At 72.9% G+C, this 16,706-nt stretch carries 16 protein-coding genes and 1 riboswitch; of the genes, 5 read left to right on the top strand and 11 right to left on the bottom strand.

The annotated features are described in order from the left end of the window. Nucleotides 1-87: 87 nt before the first annotated feature. The 6 genes from ACNPQM_RS00740 to ACNPQM_RS00715 all read right to left on the bottom strand — a co-directional run bounded on the left by ACNPQM_RS00740 (nt 88) and on the right by ACNPQM_RS00715 (nt 7,090). Nucleotides 88-954 carry an ECF transporter S component gene (locus ACNPQM_RS00740; protein ID WP_418082414.1) on the bottom strand — a complete coding sequence of 289 codons (867 nt, stop codon included), beginning with the start codon at nt 952-954 and terminating at the stop codon, nt 88-90. After that, nucleotides 951-2,660 carry an ABC transporter ATP-binding protein gene (locus ACNPQM_RS00735; protein ID WP_358859561.1) on the bottom strand — a complete coding sequence of 570 codons (1,710 nt, stop codon included), beginning with the start codon at nt 2,658-2,660 and terminating at the stop codon, nt 951-953. The genes ACNPQM_RS00740 and ACNPQM_RS00735 overlap by 4 nt, the downstream gene beginning before the upstream one ends. Further along, complete coding sequence (locus ACNPQM_RS00730; protein ID WP_418082413.1) at nt 2,660-3,829, bottom strand: energy-coupling factor transporter transmembrane protein EcfT; 1,170 nt, start codon at nt 3,827-3,829, stop codon at nt 2,660-2,662. The genes ACNPQM_RS00735 and ACNPQM_RS00730 overlap by 1 nt, the downstream gene beginning before the upstream one ends. Next, nucleotides 3,826-4,467, bottom strand: coding sequence for an SCO2322 family protein (locus ACNPQM_RS00725; protein WP_418082575.1), 642 nt, complete (start codon nt 4,465-4,467; stop codon nt 3,826-3,828). The genes ACNPQM_RS00730 and ACNPQM_RS00725 overlap by 4 nt, the downstream gene beginning before the upstream one ends. Before the next feature lie 41 nt (nt 4,468-4,508). Continuing rightward, complete coding sequence (locus tag ACNPQM_RS00720) at nt 4,509-5,777, bottom strand: prenyltransferase/squalene oxidase repeat-containing protein (RefSeq protein WP_418082412.1); 1,269 nt, start codon at nt 5,775-5,777, stop codon at nt 4,509-4,511. Between the two features lie 106 nt (nt 5,778-5,883). Continuing rightward, nucleotides 5,884-6,018: riboswitch (cobalamin riboswitch) on the bottom strand. A 31-nt stretch (nt 6,019-6,049) separates the two neighbouring features. Then, nucleotides 6,050-7,090 carry an MBL fold metallo-hydrolase gene (locus tag ACNPQM_RS00715; protein ID WP_418082411.1) on the bottom strand — a complete coding sequence of 347 codons (1,041 nt, stop codon included), beginning with the start codon at nt 7,088-7,090 and terminating at the stop codon, nt 6,050-6,052. Nucleotides 7,091-7,368: 278 nt separating this feature from the next. On the opposite strand from ACNPQM_RS00715, the gene ACNPQM_RS00710 reads away from it, so the two are divergent. From ACNPQM_RS00710 to ACNPQM_RS00690, 5 genes are all read left to right on the top strand, one after another. Then, nucleotides 7,369-8,850 (top strand): aldehyde dehydrogenase, encoded by a 1,482-nt coding sequence (locus ACNPQM_RS00710; protein WP_418082410.1) that lies wholly within the window; start codon nt 7,369-7,371, stop codon nt 8,848-8,850. After that, the gene (locus tag ACNPQM_RS00705; protein ID WP_358859555.1) at nt 8,850-9,083 is read left to right on the top strand and encodes a ferredoxin; all 234 of its coding nucleotides are present in this window, start codon (nt 8,850-8,852) and stop codon (nt 9,081-9,083) included. Before ACNPQM_RS00710 ends, ACNPQM_RS00705 begins: the two co-directional genes overlap by 1 nt. Before the next feature lie 104 nt (nt 9,084-9,187). Beyond that, on the top strand, nt 9,188-9,313 hold the full coding sequence (locus tag ACNPQM_RS00700) for a hypothetical protein (protein ID WP_418082409.1): 126 nt from the start codon (nt 9,188-9,190) through the stop codon (nt 9,311-9,313). Nucleotides 9,314-9,418: 105 nt separating this feature from the next. Further along, entirely contained in the window at nt 9,419-10,225 is an 807-nt protein-coding gene (locus ACNPQM_RS00695) for a 3-hydroxybutyrate dehydrogenase (protein ID WP_418082408.1), read from the top strand. A gap of 42 nt (nt 10,226-10,267) precedes the next feature. Further along, the gene (locus tag ACNPQM_RS00690) at nt 10,268-12,253 is read left to right on the top strand and encodes a helix-turn-helix domain-containing protein (RefSeq protein ID WP_358859551.1); all 1,986 of its coding nucleotides are present in this window, start codon (nt 10,268-10,270) and stop codon (nt 12,251-12,253) included. Here ACNPQM_RS00690 and ACNPQM_RS00685 read toward each other — a convergent pair. From ACNPQM_RS00685 to ACNPQM_RS00665, 5 genes are read right to left on the bottom strand one after another with little or no spacing between them, the layout of a single operon-like run. Beyond that, nucleotides 12,250-13,140, bottom strand: coding sequence for an alpha/beta fold hydrolase (locus ACNPQM_RS00685; protein ID WP_418082407.1), 891 nt, complete (start codon nt 13,138-13,140; stop codon nt 12,250-12,252). The genes ACNPQM_RS00690 and ACNPQM_RS00685 overlap by 4 nt on opposite strands. Next, entirely contained in the window at nt 13,137-14,282 is a 1,146-nt protein-coding gene (locus tag ACNPQM_RS00680) for a branched-chain amino acid ABC transporter permease (RefSeq protein ID WP_418082406.1), read from the bottom strand. The genes ACNPQM_RS00685 and ACNPQM_RS00680 overlap by 4 nt, the downstream gene beginning before the upstream one ends. Continuing rightward, complete coding sequence (locus ACNPQM_RS00675) at nt 14,279-15,166, bottom strand: branched-chain amino acid ABC transporter permease (RefSeq protein ID WP_418082405.1); 888 nt, start codon at nt 15,164-15,166, stop codon at nt 14,279-14,281. The genes ACNPQM_RS00680 and ACNPQM_RS00675 overlap by 4 nt, the downstream gene beginning before the upstream one ends. After that, nucleotides 15,166-15,918: an ABC transporter ATP-binding protein gene (locus tag ACNPQM_RS00670; RefSeq protein WP_418082404.1), complete on the bottom strand. Its 753-nt coding sequence runs from the start codon at nt 15,916-15,918 to the stop codon at nt 15,166-15,168. Before ACNPQM_RS00670 ends, ACNPQM_RS00675 begins: the two co-directional genes overlap by 1 nt. Then, nucleotides 15,915-16,706, bottom strand: a complete 792-nt coding sequence (locus tag ACNPQM_RS00665; RefSeq protein WP_358859546.1) for an ABC transporter ATP-binding protein — start codon at nt 16,704-16,706, stop codon at nt 15,915-15,917. The genes ACNPQM_RS00670 and ACNPQM_RS00665 overlap by 4 nt, the downstream gene beginning before the upstream one ends.

The following is a 16,706-nucleotide window of genomic DNA, read 5'->3' as shown; positions in this document are numbered from 1 at the left end:
CGAGACCTCGTACCGGCCCCGGGCACGGGAAGACCCCGACCGGGTTTCCGGTCGGGGTCTTCCCGCGCTGCGGCCGGTGGACAGCCCTCAGGGGACCTCGAAGGTGGCCTGGGCCTCGAAGGCCGCGCGCCGCGTGGCCCGGCGCAGTGCCTTCAGTAACGTCCCGCCGACGACGAGGGTCAGCGCCATGGTCAGCACGGCCCGTCCCAGGTCCCAGCCCAGCGAAGTGGCCAGGCAGTACGCGAGGAAGCGGACCAGGTTCTCGGTCAGCGGGTCACCGGGATGGAAGGAGATGCCCGAGCCGAGGCCCGGCACGATCGTCCAGCCGTACAGGTTCATCACCGTGCCGTACGCGAACGCCGCCACACCTCCGTAGGCCGCGAGCATCAGCAGCTCGGCCCGCCCGCGTAGCCGGTCCTGGCCCGGCAGCAGCCCGGCGCCCATGGTGAACCAGCCCATCGACAGCATCTGGAACGGCAGCCACGGGCCCACCCCGCCGGTGAGCAGCGCGGACGCGAACATCGTCACCGAGCCGAGCACGAACCCGAAGCCCGGGCCGAGCACCCGGCCGCTCAGCACCATCAGGAAGAACATCGGCTCCAGGCCCGCCGTCCCCGCGCCGAGCGGGCGCAGCGCGGCGCCGACCGCGGCGAGCACACCCAGCATCGCCACCGCCTTCGCGTCCAGGCCGGAGTCCGCGATCGTCGCGACGACCACCCCGACCAGCAGCGGAAGCAGTGCGGCGAACAGCCAAGGCGCGTCCTGGGAGTGCGCGAGGCCCGAGTCCGCGCCGGCCAGCAGCGGCCAGCCGATGGCGACGACACCGATCGCGCTGATCAGGAGGAGCGCGGCGATCGCACGCGGCCCGAGCCGCACCGCCCGCGCCTGCCGGTCGACCGTGCGCCGGGCCCCCGGTGTTTCGGCCGCTCGTACGGTCCGTTCCCGGTGCTTCATGCCTCCGCCCCCAGTGCCGCGCGCACCTGCGGCACGGTCAGCCACTCCTGCGGGGCGAGAATCTTCGCGGTCTGCGGTGCGAACGCCGGGGACGAGACCACGACCTGCCGGGTCGGCCCGTCAGCGACGATCTCCCCGTCGGCGAGGATCACCACCCGGTGGGCCAGCTCGGCGGCGAGCTCCACATCGTGGGTCGCCAGGACGATCGCATGGCCCTCGGCGGCCAGACCGCGCAGCACGCGTATCAGGCGGGCCTTCGCCGCGTAGTCCAGACCACGCGTCGGCTCGTCGAGCAGCAGCAGCGGGGGGCGCGCGGTCAGCACGATCGCCAGAGCCAGGGCGAGGCGCTGCCCCTCGGAGAGGTCGCGCGGGTGGGTGTCGTCCGGCACGTCCGGCAGCAGCTCGGAGACCAGGGCCCGGCAGCTGCCCGCCGCGGCGCCCGCGTCCGTGTCAGCCGTCGCGCACTCGGCGGCGACCGTGTCCGCGTAGAGCAGATCGCGCGGTTCCTGCGGTACGAGTCCGACCCGGCGCACCATGTCGCGCGGCGGCGTACGGTGCGGAGCCAGGCCGCCCACGTGAACGGTGCCGGCCGTGGGCTCGACCGTGCCGACGAGGGTGGCGAGCAGTGTGGACTTGCCCGCGCCGTTGCGGCCCATCAGGGCGACGGTCTCGCCGGGCGTGACGGAGAACGTCACCCGGCGCAGCGCCTCGACGCGACCGCGCCGCACCCCCAGACCCTCGGCCCGGACGGCTGCTTCCCCCGCGGGACCCGGAGCGGGCTCTGCACCGGGTGCGCGACGGCGTCCGAACAGCCCACGCCGTACCGGGGCGTCGGGCAGCGGTGCCGGGGCGGCGGGCGCCGCCGACGGGACGGCCGACGGCGGCTCTGCCGACGCCAGCCGTTCCCGCAGCCCGGTCGCCCGGCGTCGCGCATCACGCACGGAGAGCGGCAGCGGTTCCCAGTCCGCCAGCCGTCCCAGCGCGACCACCGGCGGGTGGACCGGCGACACGGCCATGACGTCGGCGGGCGCACCCGTCACGGGTGCGGCGCCCGGCGACGGCAGGAGGACGACCTGGTCCGCGTACTGGACGACGCGTTCCAGCCGGTGCTCCGCCATCAGGACCGTCGTGCCCAGGTCGTGCACCAGCCGCTGGAGCACCGCGAGGACCTCCTCGGCCGCCGCCGGGTCCAGAGCGGACGTCGGTTCGTCCAGGACCAGCACCTTGGGGTGCGGGGTCAGCACCGAGCCGATCGCGACCCGCTGCTGCTGGCCGCCGGAGAGCGTGGCGATCGGCCGGTCGCGCAGTCCCGCGAGGCCCAGCAGGTCGAGGGTCTCCTCGACCCGCCGCCGCATGACGTCAGGGGCGAGCCCCAGCGACTCCATGCCGTACGCCAGCTCGTCCTCGACGGTGTCGGTGACGAAATGGGAGAGCGGGTCCTGGCCCACCGTGCCGACCAGATCGGCGAGTTCGCGTGGTTTGTGAGTACGGGTGTCGCGGCCGTCGACCGTGACCCGGCCGCGCAGCGTGCCGCCCGTGAAGTGCGGCACGAGACCGGAGACGGCCCCCAGCAGCGTCGACTTGCCGACCCCCGACGGACCGACGAGCAGCACCAACTCACCCTCCGGGACCGTCAGATCGACGCCGGACAGGGTGGGGTGCGCCATGCCCTCGAACTGCACCGAGACCTGCTCGAACCGGATCATCACTGTCCCTTCTCGGAGTGCGCGACGGGAGCGTCGGCCGGACCACCCGCCGGTGGTGGCGCGGGCGCCACCACCGCGGGCAGCAACCCGATCAGCACCGCCGCAGCGGGCCACAGCGGGAACACCGGCGCGACCAGGGGGACGACCCCGGGGTGCAGCGCCTCCGGGTCGACGCTGCCCGCCAGGATCATCGCCGCCGCGACCACCGCACCCGACCCCGCCACCAGCCAGGCCCGCACACCCCACCGGTCGGGCCGGTAGCGGGTACGGACCGAGCGGGCGCCGCCGAGCCGCAGCCCGGCCGCAGCGGCGACGAGCCCGGCGAGCAGCAGCGGCAGCCCGTAGACCGCACCCTGCGAGGCCAGCAGGCCGTAGGTACCGGCGCAGACCCCCAGCAGACCGCCGAGGGTGAGGACGTTCGTGGTGTGCCGGACGGCGGGCGGGACCTGCGCCGTACGCCCGTACCCGCGCGCGTCCATCGACGCCGCCACCGCCACCGACCGCTCCAGCGCACCCTCCAGCACCGGCAGTCCGATCTGCAGAACGGCCCGGATGCCCCCGGTCGGGCGGCCCCGCAGCCGACGTGCGGTGCGCAGGCGCGCCACATCGGCGACCATGTTCGGCGCGAACGTCATCGCGACGACGACGGCGACTCCCGCCTCGTACAGCGCACCCGGCAGCGACTTCAGCAGCCGGGCCGGGTTGGCGAGCGAGTTCGCCGCGCCGACGCAGATCAGCAACGTGGCCAGCTTCGCCCCGTCGTACAGCGCGAAGAGCAGCTGCTCGGCGGTGACCCGGCCGCCGATCCTGACGCCCTGCGCCCAGTCCGGCAGCGGGACTTCAGGGAGAGTGAACACCAGGTGCGTACCGGGGATCGGCGAGCCGAGGAAGACGGAGAACAGCAGCCGAACGGCGACGACGAACAGCCCGATCTTGATGAACGCCCCGTACGAACGCGCCCACGGCGCGTCCGTACGGCGCGCCGCCACGACATACCCGGCCACGCCCACCAGCAGTCCGAGCAGCAGCGGATTGCTGGTCCGGGACGCGGCGGTGGCCAGCCCGAGCGCCCACAGCCACCAGGCCCCGGCGGGCAGGGCATTGCTGCGGGTCGCCGCGGGCGCCCGCAGCGCATGGCTGAGCCGGGCCGCGCCGGGGGAGGCGGTCATCCGCGTCGGCGGCGGGCCTGCAGGACGGCGGCGATGCCGAGCAGCAGGACGGCACCGAGCCCGACGAGCACCCCGGTGGACGGACCGCTGCGCCCGTTCCCGGGGTGGGTGGACGAGGGAGAGGCGGACGCCGTGTGCCCGCCGCCGGAGACCTGCTCGCCGCAGCCCGAGGCGGGGTAGCCGGAGATCGCGCAGAGCAGGGCATCGCTGTTGTAGCGCAGCGGCTTGGCCACCGAGGCGAGCGCCTCGGCGGTGCTCGCCCCGGGGGCCACCTGCGCGCAGGCGGTGCGCAGCGCGGGCGGTGTCTCCCCGGCCGGGGCGTCCGCCGGCGCGCCGGGGTCGATGACGAGCGCGACGCGCTTGGTGCCGCCCTTGGCGGGGGTGTCCGCGCAGACCGTCGCGAAGTCGGGGGCGCGGCGCGGCTTCGCCGAGTCCTGGGAGTCCTCGCTCACGGAGAACCGGAAGCCCTGCACCGACCCGTCGGCGGGCCGGACGAGCGAGGGGCCCTGGGTGGCATAGGCCCAGCCGGACCCCTTGCCCTCCCAGAACGACCAGTAGCGGTAGCCGGCCGCATGGGCGGTGCCCGCGCCGAGCACGGTCAGAGCGGCGCCGAGCACCAGCAGCAGCGCGACGGCCACCCGTCCGCCGAACGCATTCCCCGCACGATTTCCCGCTCGGTTCACGGCTGCTGGGGCTTCCGGCGGCTGCTGATCAGGAAGCCGATACCCGCACCGGCGGCGAGGCCGATACCGACCAGCCACCACACTCCGAGACCGGCGTCGTCGCTGGTGCCGGCCTCGGCCGAGAAGTCGTCCGGGGTCTCACTGGGCGTGATGACGGCGGCGGGCGCGGGTCCGCTCGCGTTCAGTTCCCGGATCAGGTCGACGCCGCCGAAGTCGTGGGCGTCGGCGCCGGTCGCGTGCGCGGCCAGGACCAGCTGGGCGTAGGCGGCGGGGCCGCCCTCCTCGGCCCAGCTCCTGGAGTTCTTCTGCAGCCAGCCGACCGCGCCGGCCGCCTTGTTCTTGTGGCCGGCCGAGGCCAGGGCGACGACCGCGTCCGCGGTGTTGCCGACGTCGGGCTGCGGGGTGGTGTCGTCGGCGCCCGGCATCGGCGGCAGGTTCAGGTGGTTGCCGTTCTTCGCGAGGGCGTCCGCGAGGTAGAAGGCGCCGTTCCGGGCGGCCTGCTCCGGCTTGACGACGTCGCCCTTCCGGCAGGCCGGCGGCTTGCCTGCGACCGCGGCGTTGTCTCCGGCGGCCATCCCCTTGCCCATCGAGCCGAGCACGGCGGCCGCGGTGGCGTCCGCGTTCGCGGCGAGCTTCCCGCCCTTGTCGGGCTGGTAGGCGAACGCGCCGCCGTCCGGGCCGCCGCACGGGATCGCGAGAGCGAGCAGCGCGTCGTACGGGGTTTTGCCGCCAGGATTCGTCATGTCGCCGATCCGCTGGCCCTGCCGGGCCAGCGCGCCGATCACGATCGAGGTGGAGTTGGCGTCGCTGGGGGAGCCCGGGTTGTAGCCCCAGCCGCCGTCCTCGTTCTGGATGGACTTCAGCCAGCGGACGCCGTTGTTGACGATGTCGCCGTGCCCGCCGACCTCCGCCAGCGCCTGCACCGCGGCGGCGGTCGCATTGGTGTCCAGCGTGGTCTTGGCGTCGCACGCCTTGGAGACATCGGCGCGGTACGAGGCGTAGGCGCCGTTCGCGCACTGCTGGGCGATCAGCCAGTCCACCGACTTCGTCGCGGGCACGACCCCCTCGACGCGCTGGGCGAGGAACGCCAGCGACTGCCGCCAGACCCCGTCGTACGTCGGGTCCTTGGTGCCGTACAGCCCGGAGGGCAGCGCGACGGACGGGGTGGGGGAGGGAGACGGCGCCGCGACCGCGGCCGGGGCAGCGGCCGCACAGAGCACGGTGGCGATGGCGGCGAGCGCTGCTGCGCTGCGGCGTACGGTCATGGCGGGCTGGGCCTCTCCTGTGGGGAACCGGGCACAGGCACACACAGGCACCAGGCTCCGGCCCCGTATTCCTCGACGGTGCCGGTCACCGGGGTTCCGGTGACGCGAGCCGGTCACGACCGCGGACAGGGCAGCCCGACTCACCGCTGTGTCGGCGGCTCACGGTTGCGTGGTCAGTGCCGGATTTGCACCGGCTTCCCCCTGAACGGGCATGATGACGACTCGCACACTCTACCGGGACGTAGCACGCTCACCTCGGGCGGAGGGCTGCCTCACACCGCGACGTACGTCACCGGCCCGCTGCCGGGCACCGCCTCCGCGCGCCCCAGCTTCACCAGCCGGCGCACATGGGCCTCCGCCTCGGAGACGGCGATGTTCCGCGAGCCGTACGGGATCTGTTCCCAGGGCCGGTTCCACTCCATCCGCTCGGCCAGTTGCCACGGCGTCAACGGGGTGGCGAGCAGAGCGAGCAGTCCGGTCAGCCGCTCCTCGTGATGGTCGAGGAGTTCCCGTACGCGTCCCGCCGCGTCCGTGAACGCGTGCTGGTGGGCGGGCAGCACCTCGGCGACCCCGAGCCGGCCGATGCGCTCCAGTGAGTCCAGGTAGTCGCCCAGGGGGTCGGTGACCGCCGCGTCGTCCGGGTCCTCGTACAGCCCGATGTGGGGGCTGATCCCGGGCAGCAGATGGTCGCCGGAGAAGAGGCGGCCGCGGCCGGGCAGATCGGCCGGATGGTCCTCCTCCAGGTGCAGGCAGACATGGCCGGGGGTGTGGCCCGGCGTCCAGATCGCCCGGAGCCGCCGGCCCGCGAGGTCGAGCAGCTCGCCGGGGACGATCTCCCGGTCCGGAAGGGCGGCGCGCAGTCCGGGTAGCGTGCGCATCCGGCCGCCGCCCGTGCGGGCGGCGCGCAGCGGGGCGAGGTGCTCCTCGGGTGCGCCGGCCGCGGCGAGCTTCGCCGCCAGGTAGGTCAGCCAGGTGCCCGGTTCGGACTCACGGGTACGGCGCACGATCGCCGTGTCCGCGGCATGCATCGCGATCCACGCCCCCGACGCCTCGCGGACCTGTCCGGAGAGTCCGTGGTGGTCGGGATGGTGGTGGGTGATGACCACGCCGTGGATGCCGGCGATGTCCACACCCGCGGCGGCGACTCCGGCGACCAGGGTGTCCCAGGCGTCGGGGTCGTCCCAGCCGGTGTCGACGAGGACCGGCCCGCGATCGGTGTCGAGGACGTGCACCAGGGTGTGGCCGAGCGGGTTGTCCGGGATCGGGACCTTGATGGACCACACGCCGCCACCGTGCTCGGTCACCTGTGTCATGGGGCTTCCCCTCTCCCGTCCCCGCCCGCGGCTGTGTTGCGCCACGCCCACTGTAACGAGAACTCGTTCCATTAGTAGCCCAGGACGGCTATCGGTTTCGGGTCAACGGGTCAGCGAGGGAACGTAGTTCCCCCGGTCACCGCGGATCGAAGGGGAAGATGTGGTGGATGTCCGATGCGTGGACTCCTGGAACTGGAACTGATATCAGTTCTGACACGGAGTCAGGTGTGAAGTCAGGTGCGGAGTCGGTACGTGCCGGGTCGCGGGAGGCAGCAGCCATGACCGAGCTTGTGGAACACGGAAAACTGTTCATCGGCGGGGAGTTGGTCGATCCGCTCGGCCGGGACGTCATCGAGGTGATATCGCCCCACACCGAGCAGGTCATCGGCCGGGTGCCGCACGCCTGCGAAGCGGATGTGGACCGGGCCGTCACCGCTGCCCGCCGGGCCTTCGACGAAGGGCCCTGGCCGCGCGCGTCCCTGGACGAGCGGATCGAGGTGGTCACGCGGATCAAGGACGCGTTCGCCGTGCGGTACGAGGAGATCGCCCGCGTCATCAGCTCCGAGAACGGAACTCCGTACAGCTCCAGCGTGATGGTGCAGTCGCTCGCCGCGATGATGGTGTGGGACGCGGCGATCACTGTCGCCCGCACCTTCCCGTACGAGGAGCGCCGCGACGGCGCTCTCGGGCCGCTGCTGGTGCGCCGGGAGCCGGTCGGGGTGGTCGCGGCCGTCGTGCCGTGGAACGTCCCGCAGTTCACCGCTGCCGCCAAGCTCGCGCCCGCCCTGCTGGCCGGCTGCTCCGCCGTGCTCAAGGTTTCGCCCGAATCCCCGCTGGACGCCTACATCCTGGCCGAGATCGCCGCCGAGGCGGGGCTGCCGGAGGGGGTGCTGTCGATCCTTCCGGCGGACCGTGAGGTCAGCGAGTACCTGGTCGGGCATCCCGGCGTCGACAAGGTGTCGTTCACCGGCTCGGTCGCGGCGGGCCGCCGGGTCATGGAGGTCGCCTCCCGGAACCTCACCCGGGTCACCCTGGAGCTCGGCGGCAAGTCCGCCGCTGTCATCCTTCCCGACGCCGATCTGGACACGGCCGTCGCGGGCATCGTCCCGTTCGCCTGGATGATCAACGGCCAGGCGTGCGTCGCCCAGACCCGCATCCTCGTCCCGCGCTCCCGCTACGACGAGACCGCCGAGGCGTTCGCCGCCGCAGCGGGTGCGCTGAAGGTCGGTGACCCGCTCGACCCCGCCACCGAACTCGGCCCGCTGGTCGCGCAGCGCCAGCAGCAGCGCTCCCTCGACTACATCCGGATCGGTCAGGAGGAAGGCGCCAAGGTCCTTACGGGCGGCGGCCGTCCGGCCTCCCAGGAACGCGGCTGGTACGTCGAGCCGACCCTCTTCGGATCCGTCGACAATTCCATGCGCATCGCCCGCGAGGAGATCTTCGGGCCGGTCATCTGCCTGCTGCCGTACGGCGACGAGGCGGAGGCGGTGAAGATCGCCAACGACTCCGAGTACGGGCTCAGCGGCAGCGTCTGGACCGCCGACACCGAGCGCGGCATCGACATCGCCCGCCGGGTGAGGACGGGCACGTACAGCGTGAACACCTTCAGCCTCGACATGCTCGGGCCGTTCGGCGGCTACAAGAACTCCGGCCTGGGGCGGGAGTTCGGACCCGAGGGGTACGGAGAGTACTTCGAGCACAAGATGATCCATCTGCCCGCCGGGTACCAACCCGCGCAGCCCGGCCCGCAGGAGGCGTGATGGGGGACCGCTGGCATGTGGAGGTCGACCGGAGCGTCTGCATCGGCTCCGGGATGTGCGTGAACCACGCTCCGGACGGATTCCGGCTGGACTCGGCCCGTCAGTCCCACCCGGGCGATCCGGAGACCGACGCCAATGAGCGGGTGCTCGCGGCGGCGGAAGGATGTCCCGTCGAAGCGATCACGCTGACGCTGGCCGATTCGGGCGAGGTGGTCTTCCCGCCGGAGGACTAGGGCGTGTTCCGCAAGTCCCGTCTGCCGGGCGGCGTCCGGCACGCACGCTCGCTGCGTTGCCGGGCCGCCCCGATACGACCGGTATCGGGGCGGCCCTCCGCCTTGTGATCGCACGCACCGGACGACGGGGCGAGGTCCCGGCCGTCCCGCTGGTCGGCGCCTCCTCGGTGGCACAGCTGGAGGAGAGTCCGGCCGCGTGGCAGCGGGCGACGCCGGACACGGCCCACTGAGTGCCCTGTCGTCCCGCACCATGTACGCCGGCACCATGCCGACACGCATCGGTGTGTGCACCGACCCCGTGTGACGTGGGCTTCCGCCTCCTTACGGTGACGACCATGGAGACTCCCCAGCGCCCGGAACCCGGGCCCGCCCCGCTCACCGTCCCCCCGCCCGCAGACCGGTTCCTCGCCGGGCGCACCGCCCTGGTGACCGGTGCGGCGAGTGGCATCGGACAGGCCTGCGCGCAGGCTCTCGCCGCCGCGGGCGCCCATGTGTACGTCGTGGACAAGGCAGCCGAAGCGGCGGAGGAGCTGGCGAAGCGGATCGGCGGAACGGCCCGGGTCGTCGATCTGTCCGTGCCCGAGGCGGTGGACTCCCTGCCGGACGACGCGGACCTCGTGGTCAACAACGCGGGGCTGCAGCATGTCGCCCCCGTGCACGAATTCCCACCGGACCGCTTCGCCCTGATCCACCGCGTCATGGTGGAAGCACCGTTCCGCATCTTGCGCCGCACCCTGCCCGGCATGTACGAACGCGGCTGGGGGCGCGTCATCAACATCTCGTCCGTCCACGGGCTGCGCGCCAGCCCGTACAAATCGGCATACGTATCGGCCAAGCACGCACTGGAGGGACTGAGCAAGGTGGTCGCCCTGGAAGCAGCACCGCACGGAGTGACCAGCAACTGCGTCAACCCCGGCTACGTACGCACGCCCCTGGTCGAGAACCAGATCGCGGCGCAGGCCCGTACCCACGGCATCACGGAGGAGGAGGTGGTGGGCAAGGTGATGCTGGAACGCAGTGCCATCAAGCGCCTCATCGAACCCGAGGACGTCGCCGGGGCGGTGCTCTGGCTGTGCGGACCGGGTACCTCCCACATCACCGGCACCTCCCTCTCCATGGACGGCGGCTGGACCGCCAACTGACCCTCCCGGCTCCCCGCCCCTCCCGACGAACGATGGCTGCCCATGTCTGCACCCACTCCTTCCGCCGCGCCCCACCTGCGCCTCCTCCTCGACCTGCTGGCCGAGGACGCCCCCGCCGAGGCGCTGGGAGCCATCTCCTCAAAGGCGCGGGCGGCCGGTGTGCCCGCGGGCGAACTCGCAGAGGTGGAGGCGGCGACCGCCACCGCCCTGCGGATCAGGGGCGCCCTGCGCCAGCACCGGCGTCGTGAGCTCCAGCTCACCGCGCTCTTCGACACCGCGGGCGATCTGGCGGCCTCCCGCGATCTGGACGACGTGCTGAAGGCGATCGTCCGGCGGGCCAGGATGCTGCTCGGCACGGACACGGCGTATCTCACGCTCCCCGACGAGGAGGCGGGGGACACCTATATGCGGGTGACCGACGGTTCGGTCTCGGTCCTCTTCCAGCGGCTGCGCCTGGAGCTCGGCGAAGGTCTCGGCGGCCTGGTCGCCCAGACCGCGAGTCCGTACGCCACCCCCGACTACCGCACCGACGACCGCTTCCGGCACACCCGCAACATCAACGCCGGGGTCCTCGACGAGGGGCTCGTCGCCATTCTTGGCGTGCCCCTGCTGCTCGGCTCCAGCCGTGGCGGTACGGGGAAGGTCATCGGCGTCCTCTTCGCCGCCGACCGCGCGCCGCGCGTCTTCAGCCCCGACGAGGTCGCCCTGCTCTGCTCGCTCGCCGCGCACGCCGCGATCGCGATCGACACCGCCCGCGCCCTCGCCGACACCCGGTCCGCCCTCGCCGAACTCGCGGAGGCGAACGCCGAGCTGGCGGAGGCGAACGCGGCGGTACGCGCGCACTCGGCCGCCATGCAGCGGGCCGAGGAGGCGCACGACCGGCTGACCGACCTGGTGCTGCGCGGCGGTGACGTCAAGGACGTCGCGGCGGCCGTCGCCGGGCTGCTGGACTCCCCGCTGACCATCCACGACCCGGGCGGGCGCCCGCTGGCGGCCGTCCGGCCCGACGGCGCGGGTCTCGCGGCCGACTCCGTGGACGCCGGATGGCTGGTCGGGACCGCCGAGGAGTCCCGCACCGGAGCGCGCGCCGTGCACCGCGACGGCCGGTGGATCTGCGCCGTACTCGCCGGGCAGGAACTCCTGGCCAGTCTGGTTCTGCACCGGCACGGCCGGCTCGACGACTCGGACCGGCGGCTCTTCGAACGCGCCGCCGTGGTCACCGGCCTGCTGTTGCTGCTGCGGCGCACGGTCGCCGAGACCGAGAACCGGATACGCGGCGAGCTGATCAACGATCTGCTGACCGACGCGGACCGCGACCCCGCCGGACTGGCCGAACGCGGCCGCCGCCTCGGCATCGACCTGGACCGCCCGCATCTGCTGCTGGTGGCCGAGGCGGGTGCCCGGGAGAAGCTCTGCGCCGCAGCCCTGCGTTATCTGTTCGGCGGGGAGATCCACGGTGTCAGCGCCGAACACGCGGGCACCGTGGTGCTGTTGATCGGCTGCGCCGGAGACGGGGACCCCGCACCCGATGCGGGGGACGCAGCACGGGCGGCGGCCGCTCAGCTCGGGCAGCTCGTCCAGGCCCCCGTCACCGTGGCCGCCACCGGTCCGGCCCAGGGACCGCGGCAGCTCGCCTCCGCATACGCCGAAGCGGCACGCTGTCTGCGGGCCATGCGCGTCCTCGGCCGTACCGGAGAGGGCGCCTGTGTCGACGAACTCGGCTTCCTCGGCGTGGTGCTGGGCAACGCGCAGGACGTCGACGGCTTCGTCACCGCGACGCTGGGCCCCCTGCTGCGGTACGACGCCCAGCGCGGCACCCACCTCGTACGCACGCTGAGCGCCTACTTCGGCGCCGGCGGCAGCCTCGTCCGCGCCAAGGACGAACTCCACGTCCACGTCAACACGGTGGTGCAACGGCTGGACCGGATCCAGGTGCTGCTCGGCCGCGACTGGAACGAGCCGGACCGGGCGCTGGAGCTTCAGCTGGCGCTCCGGCTGAACCTGTTGGCGGGCGGCCAGGAGCGTTAGGGCCTGTTCGAGAGTGCCACCAGTCGCGCGGCGATCTCCCGTCCACCGGCGTCCCCGGTGAGCACCGTGTAGTGGTTGACGTCCGGCACCGCCACCGGCTCCAGCGGGGTGCCGGAGAGGCCGGCGGCCGCCAGCCGCTGCACGTCGTACAGTCCCTGCGGCTCGTCCATCAGACCGCGCGCCGCCCACAGCAGCGTCGCCGGCACCGGCAACTTCCGTACCGCCGACAGCACCTCGTCGTCGAAGAGACCGATGCCGTCGGTGCGCACCGCCTCGATCCGGCACGTCGAATGCATCGCCGGTTCGTCGCCGGTCAGATCGCGCTGGATGTACGCGTCCACCTCCGGCGACCAGGCGTCCCCGGCGAACGCGGGATGCGCCTGCCAGAACTCCCGGTAGGCGGCCCGGTCGGGGAACGTCATCGACAGCCGGTCCATGGCCGGGCCGATCACCGCCGTCATCAGTTCGTCCGGGGAGAGATGGGTGGGGGCGGGGAAGCCGACCCCGCCGTCGACGAGCAGCAGCGGACCGAACCGCTCCGGATGCCGTACGGCAGCCAGCGCCGCCACGAACGCGCCCATCGAGTGACCGGCCAGCACCACCCGGTCCAGGCCGAGCGCCCCGGTCAGGGCCGCGATGTCATCGGCGTGCGCCGCGATGCCATACGGTCCGGGCAGCCCGGAGCTTCCGGCCCGGCCGCGCAGGTCCGGGGCGATGAGCGTGACCTGCCCGGCCAGCAGCCGCGCCACCGTGCCCCAGGAGAGCGCGTTGGCCGTGATGCCGTGCAGCGCGACGACCACCGGCGCACCGGGCTCCCGGGCCGGCCAGCGCAGCGCGGCCAGCTCGCCCCCGATCACCGGGACATGTATTTCCTCGTACGCGGTCATGAGCGCCGGTCCTCCTTCTGGGCGGGTGCGCCCTCACTGGTCGCACGGAATGCGGAACGTATCCGGGACGGCAGCCGTGCCAGCCCGCCCGGCAGGAGATGGACCACGGCCACGAACACCACACCGAGCAGGAACAGCGGCTGGGAGAGCGGCACCCGCAGCACCGCGGGAAGGTCGGCGACCGCGCCCGATCCGGCGAGATCCCCGAGCCGGTGGTCGGCCCACGTGTAGAGGATGCCACCGACCATCGGTCCCCAACGGGTGCCCGAGCCGCCCAGCACCACCATCACCAGGAGCGACAGGGTGAAGTCCGACGTCGTCGTCTGGGGCGTGGAGCCGCCGGTGAGCAGCAGATGGACGAGCCCGCCGAGCGCGGCCAGTGCACCGGCCAGGACGAACGCCGTCAGCTTGAACCCGTACGGCTTCAGCCCCAGCACCTCCACCCGGCGCTCGTTCTCCTTGATGCCCTCCCAGACCCGCCCCGTCGGGGAGCGGACCGCCCAGTGGACGACGGCCAGGGTGAGGACGAGATAGCCGAGCGCGAGCCAGTACAGATTCGCCGTGTGCTCGATGCCCACGAGCCCGGACGGCAGCAGTTCGGCGGGCGCGGCCCGGCCCTCCTCGCCGCCGGTGAAGCCGCCGGGATTGCGGGAGACGAGGATCGAGCCCGCCTGGGCGAAGGCCAGCGTCACCATGGAGAAACCGATGCCGGTGACCCGCAGGCTCACCGATCCCAGCACCAGTGCGAGCACGATTCCGAAGCAGACGCCGACCAGCGCGGAGACGGCGAACGGCAGTCCGGCCTCCAGCATGATGGTGTTGGTGGCGTAGCTGCCTGCCGCGAAGTACAGGGCATGCCCGAAGGAGAGCAGCCCGGTCCGGCCGAGGAGCAGGTCGTAGCCGGTGGCCAGGGCGCCGAACAGCAGGCAGGTGGCGAGGAGTTGCAGGCTGCCCGGACTGCCCAGCGGACCGTCGAGCAGCCCCGGCAGCGGCAGCGCGCTGTAGGGCGCGACGATCAGCAGCACCAGTACGACGGCCGGCCACCAGCGCAGCAGCCGGGCCGTGTTCGCGGGCACCGGTGCGTCGGACGGAGCCGCCGGTGTTCCGCTCGTGCGGTCGGGTGTCCCGGTCACGGTGCTCACGCGAGCCTCCCGGTCAGTCCGCGCGGCCGTACGAGCAGCAGCGCGGCAAGCAGGACGACGACGGCCAGGTCGCCGAGGCCCGCTGCGGTGTAGTAGTTGGCGAACTGCTGGACCAGGCCGATCACGACGGACGCCGCGGCGGCGCCGGTCACCGAGCCCATGCCCCCGGTGACGACCACGACGAACGCGAAGATCAGCAGCGAGGTGCCCTGCCGGGGGTCGACCGAGCCGAAGTACAGCCCGCCGAGCGCCCCGCCGAGCGCGGCGGCGCAGCCACCGATGGCGAAGACGAGAGTGAACGCCCTGCGGACGTCGATGCCGAGCGCGGTCACCATCGCCCGGTCCTCGACCCCAGCCCGTACGACCAGCCCGTGCCGGGTCCGTCCGAGGAAGAGCCGCAGCGCGATCAGCACCACGACCGCCGCCGCGATCAGCACCAGCCGGTTGACCGGCACCTCCGCGCCCAGCAGGGAGAAAGTGCCGGACAGGGCCTCGGGCCCGGGGAAGGTCCGGGCGTCCGAGCCCCAGATGCCCGACAGCAGCGCCGGGACGGCGAGCCCCACCCCGACCGTGGCGAGCACCTGCTCGCGCGGCCGGGTGTAGAGCGGGCGGACGACGGTGAGCTCCAGCAGCACCGCGGCAGCGGTGCCCACCGCCGTACCGAACAGGACCGCGAGCACGAAGCCCGCACCGCCGGGGCCCGCGCCCGGCAGGTTGCCGGACGCCGCCCACCAGGTGCCGTACGCGCCGATGGAGAGCAGCGCCCCGTGCGCGAAGTTGAGCACGTCCATCAGACCGAAGATCAGCGAAAGCCCCGACGCGATCAGGAAGTAGAGCGCCCCCAGACCGAGTCCGGTCATGGTGAGCAGCACAAGGGTGGACATCAGGAATCCTCCTGTGCGTTCAGGGACGGGACGGGGGCGGCCGGGCCGTGCCCCACGCCCAGCAGCCGGCGCGCCGCCTTTGCGTCGCCCAGCAGCTCACCGGCCGGTCCCTGATGGGCGGTCCGGCCGTCGGCGAGCACCGTGCAGTGCGCGGCGAGGCGCCGTACGACGGCGAGGTTCTGCTCCACGAGCAGCACCGGCACCGCCTCGGCGGCCCGTTCCAGCACCTCGGCGACCTCGGTGACCACCTTGGGCGCCAGACCCTTGGTGGGTTCGTCCGCGATGATCAGCCGGTTTCCGTTGAGGAGGGTGCGCCCGATGGCGACCATCTGCTGCTGCCCGCCGGACAGTGTCCCGGCCAACTGGCGCTCCCGGCGTTTGAGTTCGGGGAAAAGCTCGTGGACGAGGGGGTACGCGGGTGCACCAGCCCCGCGCCGCTCGGCCAGCCGCAGGTTCTCCGCCACGGTCAGTCCGGCGAAGACGCCGCGGTCCTCGGGGGCGTAACCGATGCCCCGCCGCACGAGCGTGTGGGTGGGCAGCGCCACGGTCTCCTCATTGTCGAGCCGGACGCTTCCGGTGCGCGGGACGAGGCCGAGGACGCCGCGTACGGTCGTGGTCTTCCCGGCACCGTTCCGGCCGAGGAGCGCGGTCACCCCGTGGCGGGCGACATCGAGGTCCACACCGTGCAGGATGTGCCGTCCCCCGATGAGAACCCGCAGGTCCCGTACGGCGAGCAGGGTTTCGGCGGTCACAGCCCCTCCCCGAGGTACGCCTGCTGCACGGTCGGGTCGGCGGTCACGGCCTCGGGGGTGTCCAGCGCCAGCAGCCGGCCGTGGTGCATCACGGCCAGCCGGTCGGCCAGCCCCAGCAGTACGTCCATGTGGTGCTCGACCATGAGCACGGTGCGGCCCTCGTCCCGGTGCAGGGTGCGGATCAGTTCGGTGAGCGCGGGGACCTCCTCCGCGCTCACCCCGGCCATCGGCTCGTCGAGCAGCATCAGCCGTGGTTCGCCCACGAGCAGCACCGCCAGCTCCAGTTTCCGCTTCTCGCCGTGCGACAGCTCGGACGCCAGCGCCCGTGCGCGGTGGCCGAGTCCGGTGCGCTCCAGCACGCCGCGTACCTCGTCCGTGTAAGGGGAAGCACGCCGCCACACGCGGTACGAGCCGCTCCCGGCGGCCTGGGCGGCCAGCCGGACGTGGTCGGCCACGCTCATCCCCGGCCAGAGGCTGGACGTCTGGAACGTCCGGCCGATCCCGCGCCGGGCCCGGACGTGCGCGGGACGGCCGGTCAGGTCCGCACCATCCAGCGCGAGGGTGCCCGAGGTGGCTGTCGTCAGCCCGCTGATCAGATTGAACAGTGAGGTCTTGCCGGCTCCGTTGGGGCCGATGAAAGCAAGGAACTCGCCCTCGCGGACATCTAGAGTGATGTCCTCGACGATGGTCGCCCCGCCGACGCCCCAGCCGAGGCCGGCCAGTTGAAGCACGGGGGCGGCGGAGTGCGCCGCGCTCCCGTGATCCGTCGTGGTGTCAGGTGCTGCCAC

It is taken from the genome of Streptomyces sp. NPDC056231 (assembly GCF_048270745.1).
GTDB lineage: Bacteria > Actinomycetota > Actinomycetes > Streptomycetales > Streptomycetaceae > Streptomyces.
Note: the sequence above shows the minus strand (reverse complement) of the source record. Positions and strands in the feature narration are given on the sequence as shown.

Coding starts and splice junctions, on each gene's coding strand:
- ACNPQM_RS00740 (WP_418082414.1), bottom strand. CDS start 954: ATGAAGCACCGGGAACGGACCGTACGAGCGGCCGAAACACCGGGGGCC.
- ACNPQM_RS00735 (WP_358859561.1), bottom strand. CDS start 2,660: ATGATCCGGTTCGAGCAGGTCTCGGTGCAGTTCGAGGGCATGGCGCAC.
- ACNPQM_RS00730 (WP_418082413.1), bottom strand. CDS start 3,829: ATGACCGCCTCCCCCGGCGCGGCCCGGCTCAGCCATGCGCTGCGGGCG.
- ACNPQM_RS00720 (WP_418082412.1), bottom strand. CDS start 5,777: ATGACCGTACGCCGCAGCGCAGCAGCGCTCGCCGCCATCGCCACCGTG.
- ACNPQM_RS00715 (WP_418082411.1), bottom strand. CDS start 7,090: ATGACACAGGTGACCGAGCACGGTGGCGGCGTGTGGTCCATCAAGGTC.
- ACNPQM_RS00710 (WP_418082410.1), top strand. CDS start 7,369: ATGACCGAGCTTGTGGAACACGGAAAACTGTTCATCGGCGGGGAGTTG.
- ACNPQM_RS00705 (WP_358859555.1), top strand. CDS start 8,850: ATGGGGGACCGCTGGCATGTGGAGGTCGACCGGAGCGTCTGCATCGGC.
- ACNPQM_RS00695 (WP_418082408.1), top strand. CDS start 9,419: ATGGAGACTCCCCAGCGCCCGGAACCCGGGCCCGCCCCGCTCACCGTC.
- ACNPQM_RS00690 (WP_358859551.1), top strand. CDS start 10,268: ATGTCTGCACCCACTCCTTCCGCCGCGCCCCACCTGCGCCTCCTCCTC.
- ACNPQM_RS00685 (WP_418082407.1), bottom strand. CDS start 13,140: ATGACCGCGTACGAGGAAATACATGTCCCGGTGATCGGGGGCGAGCTG.
- ACNPQM_RS00675 (WP_418082405.1), bottom strand. CDS start 15,166: ATGTCCACCCTTGTGCTGCTCACCATGACCGGACTCGGTCTGGGGGCG.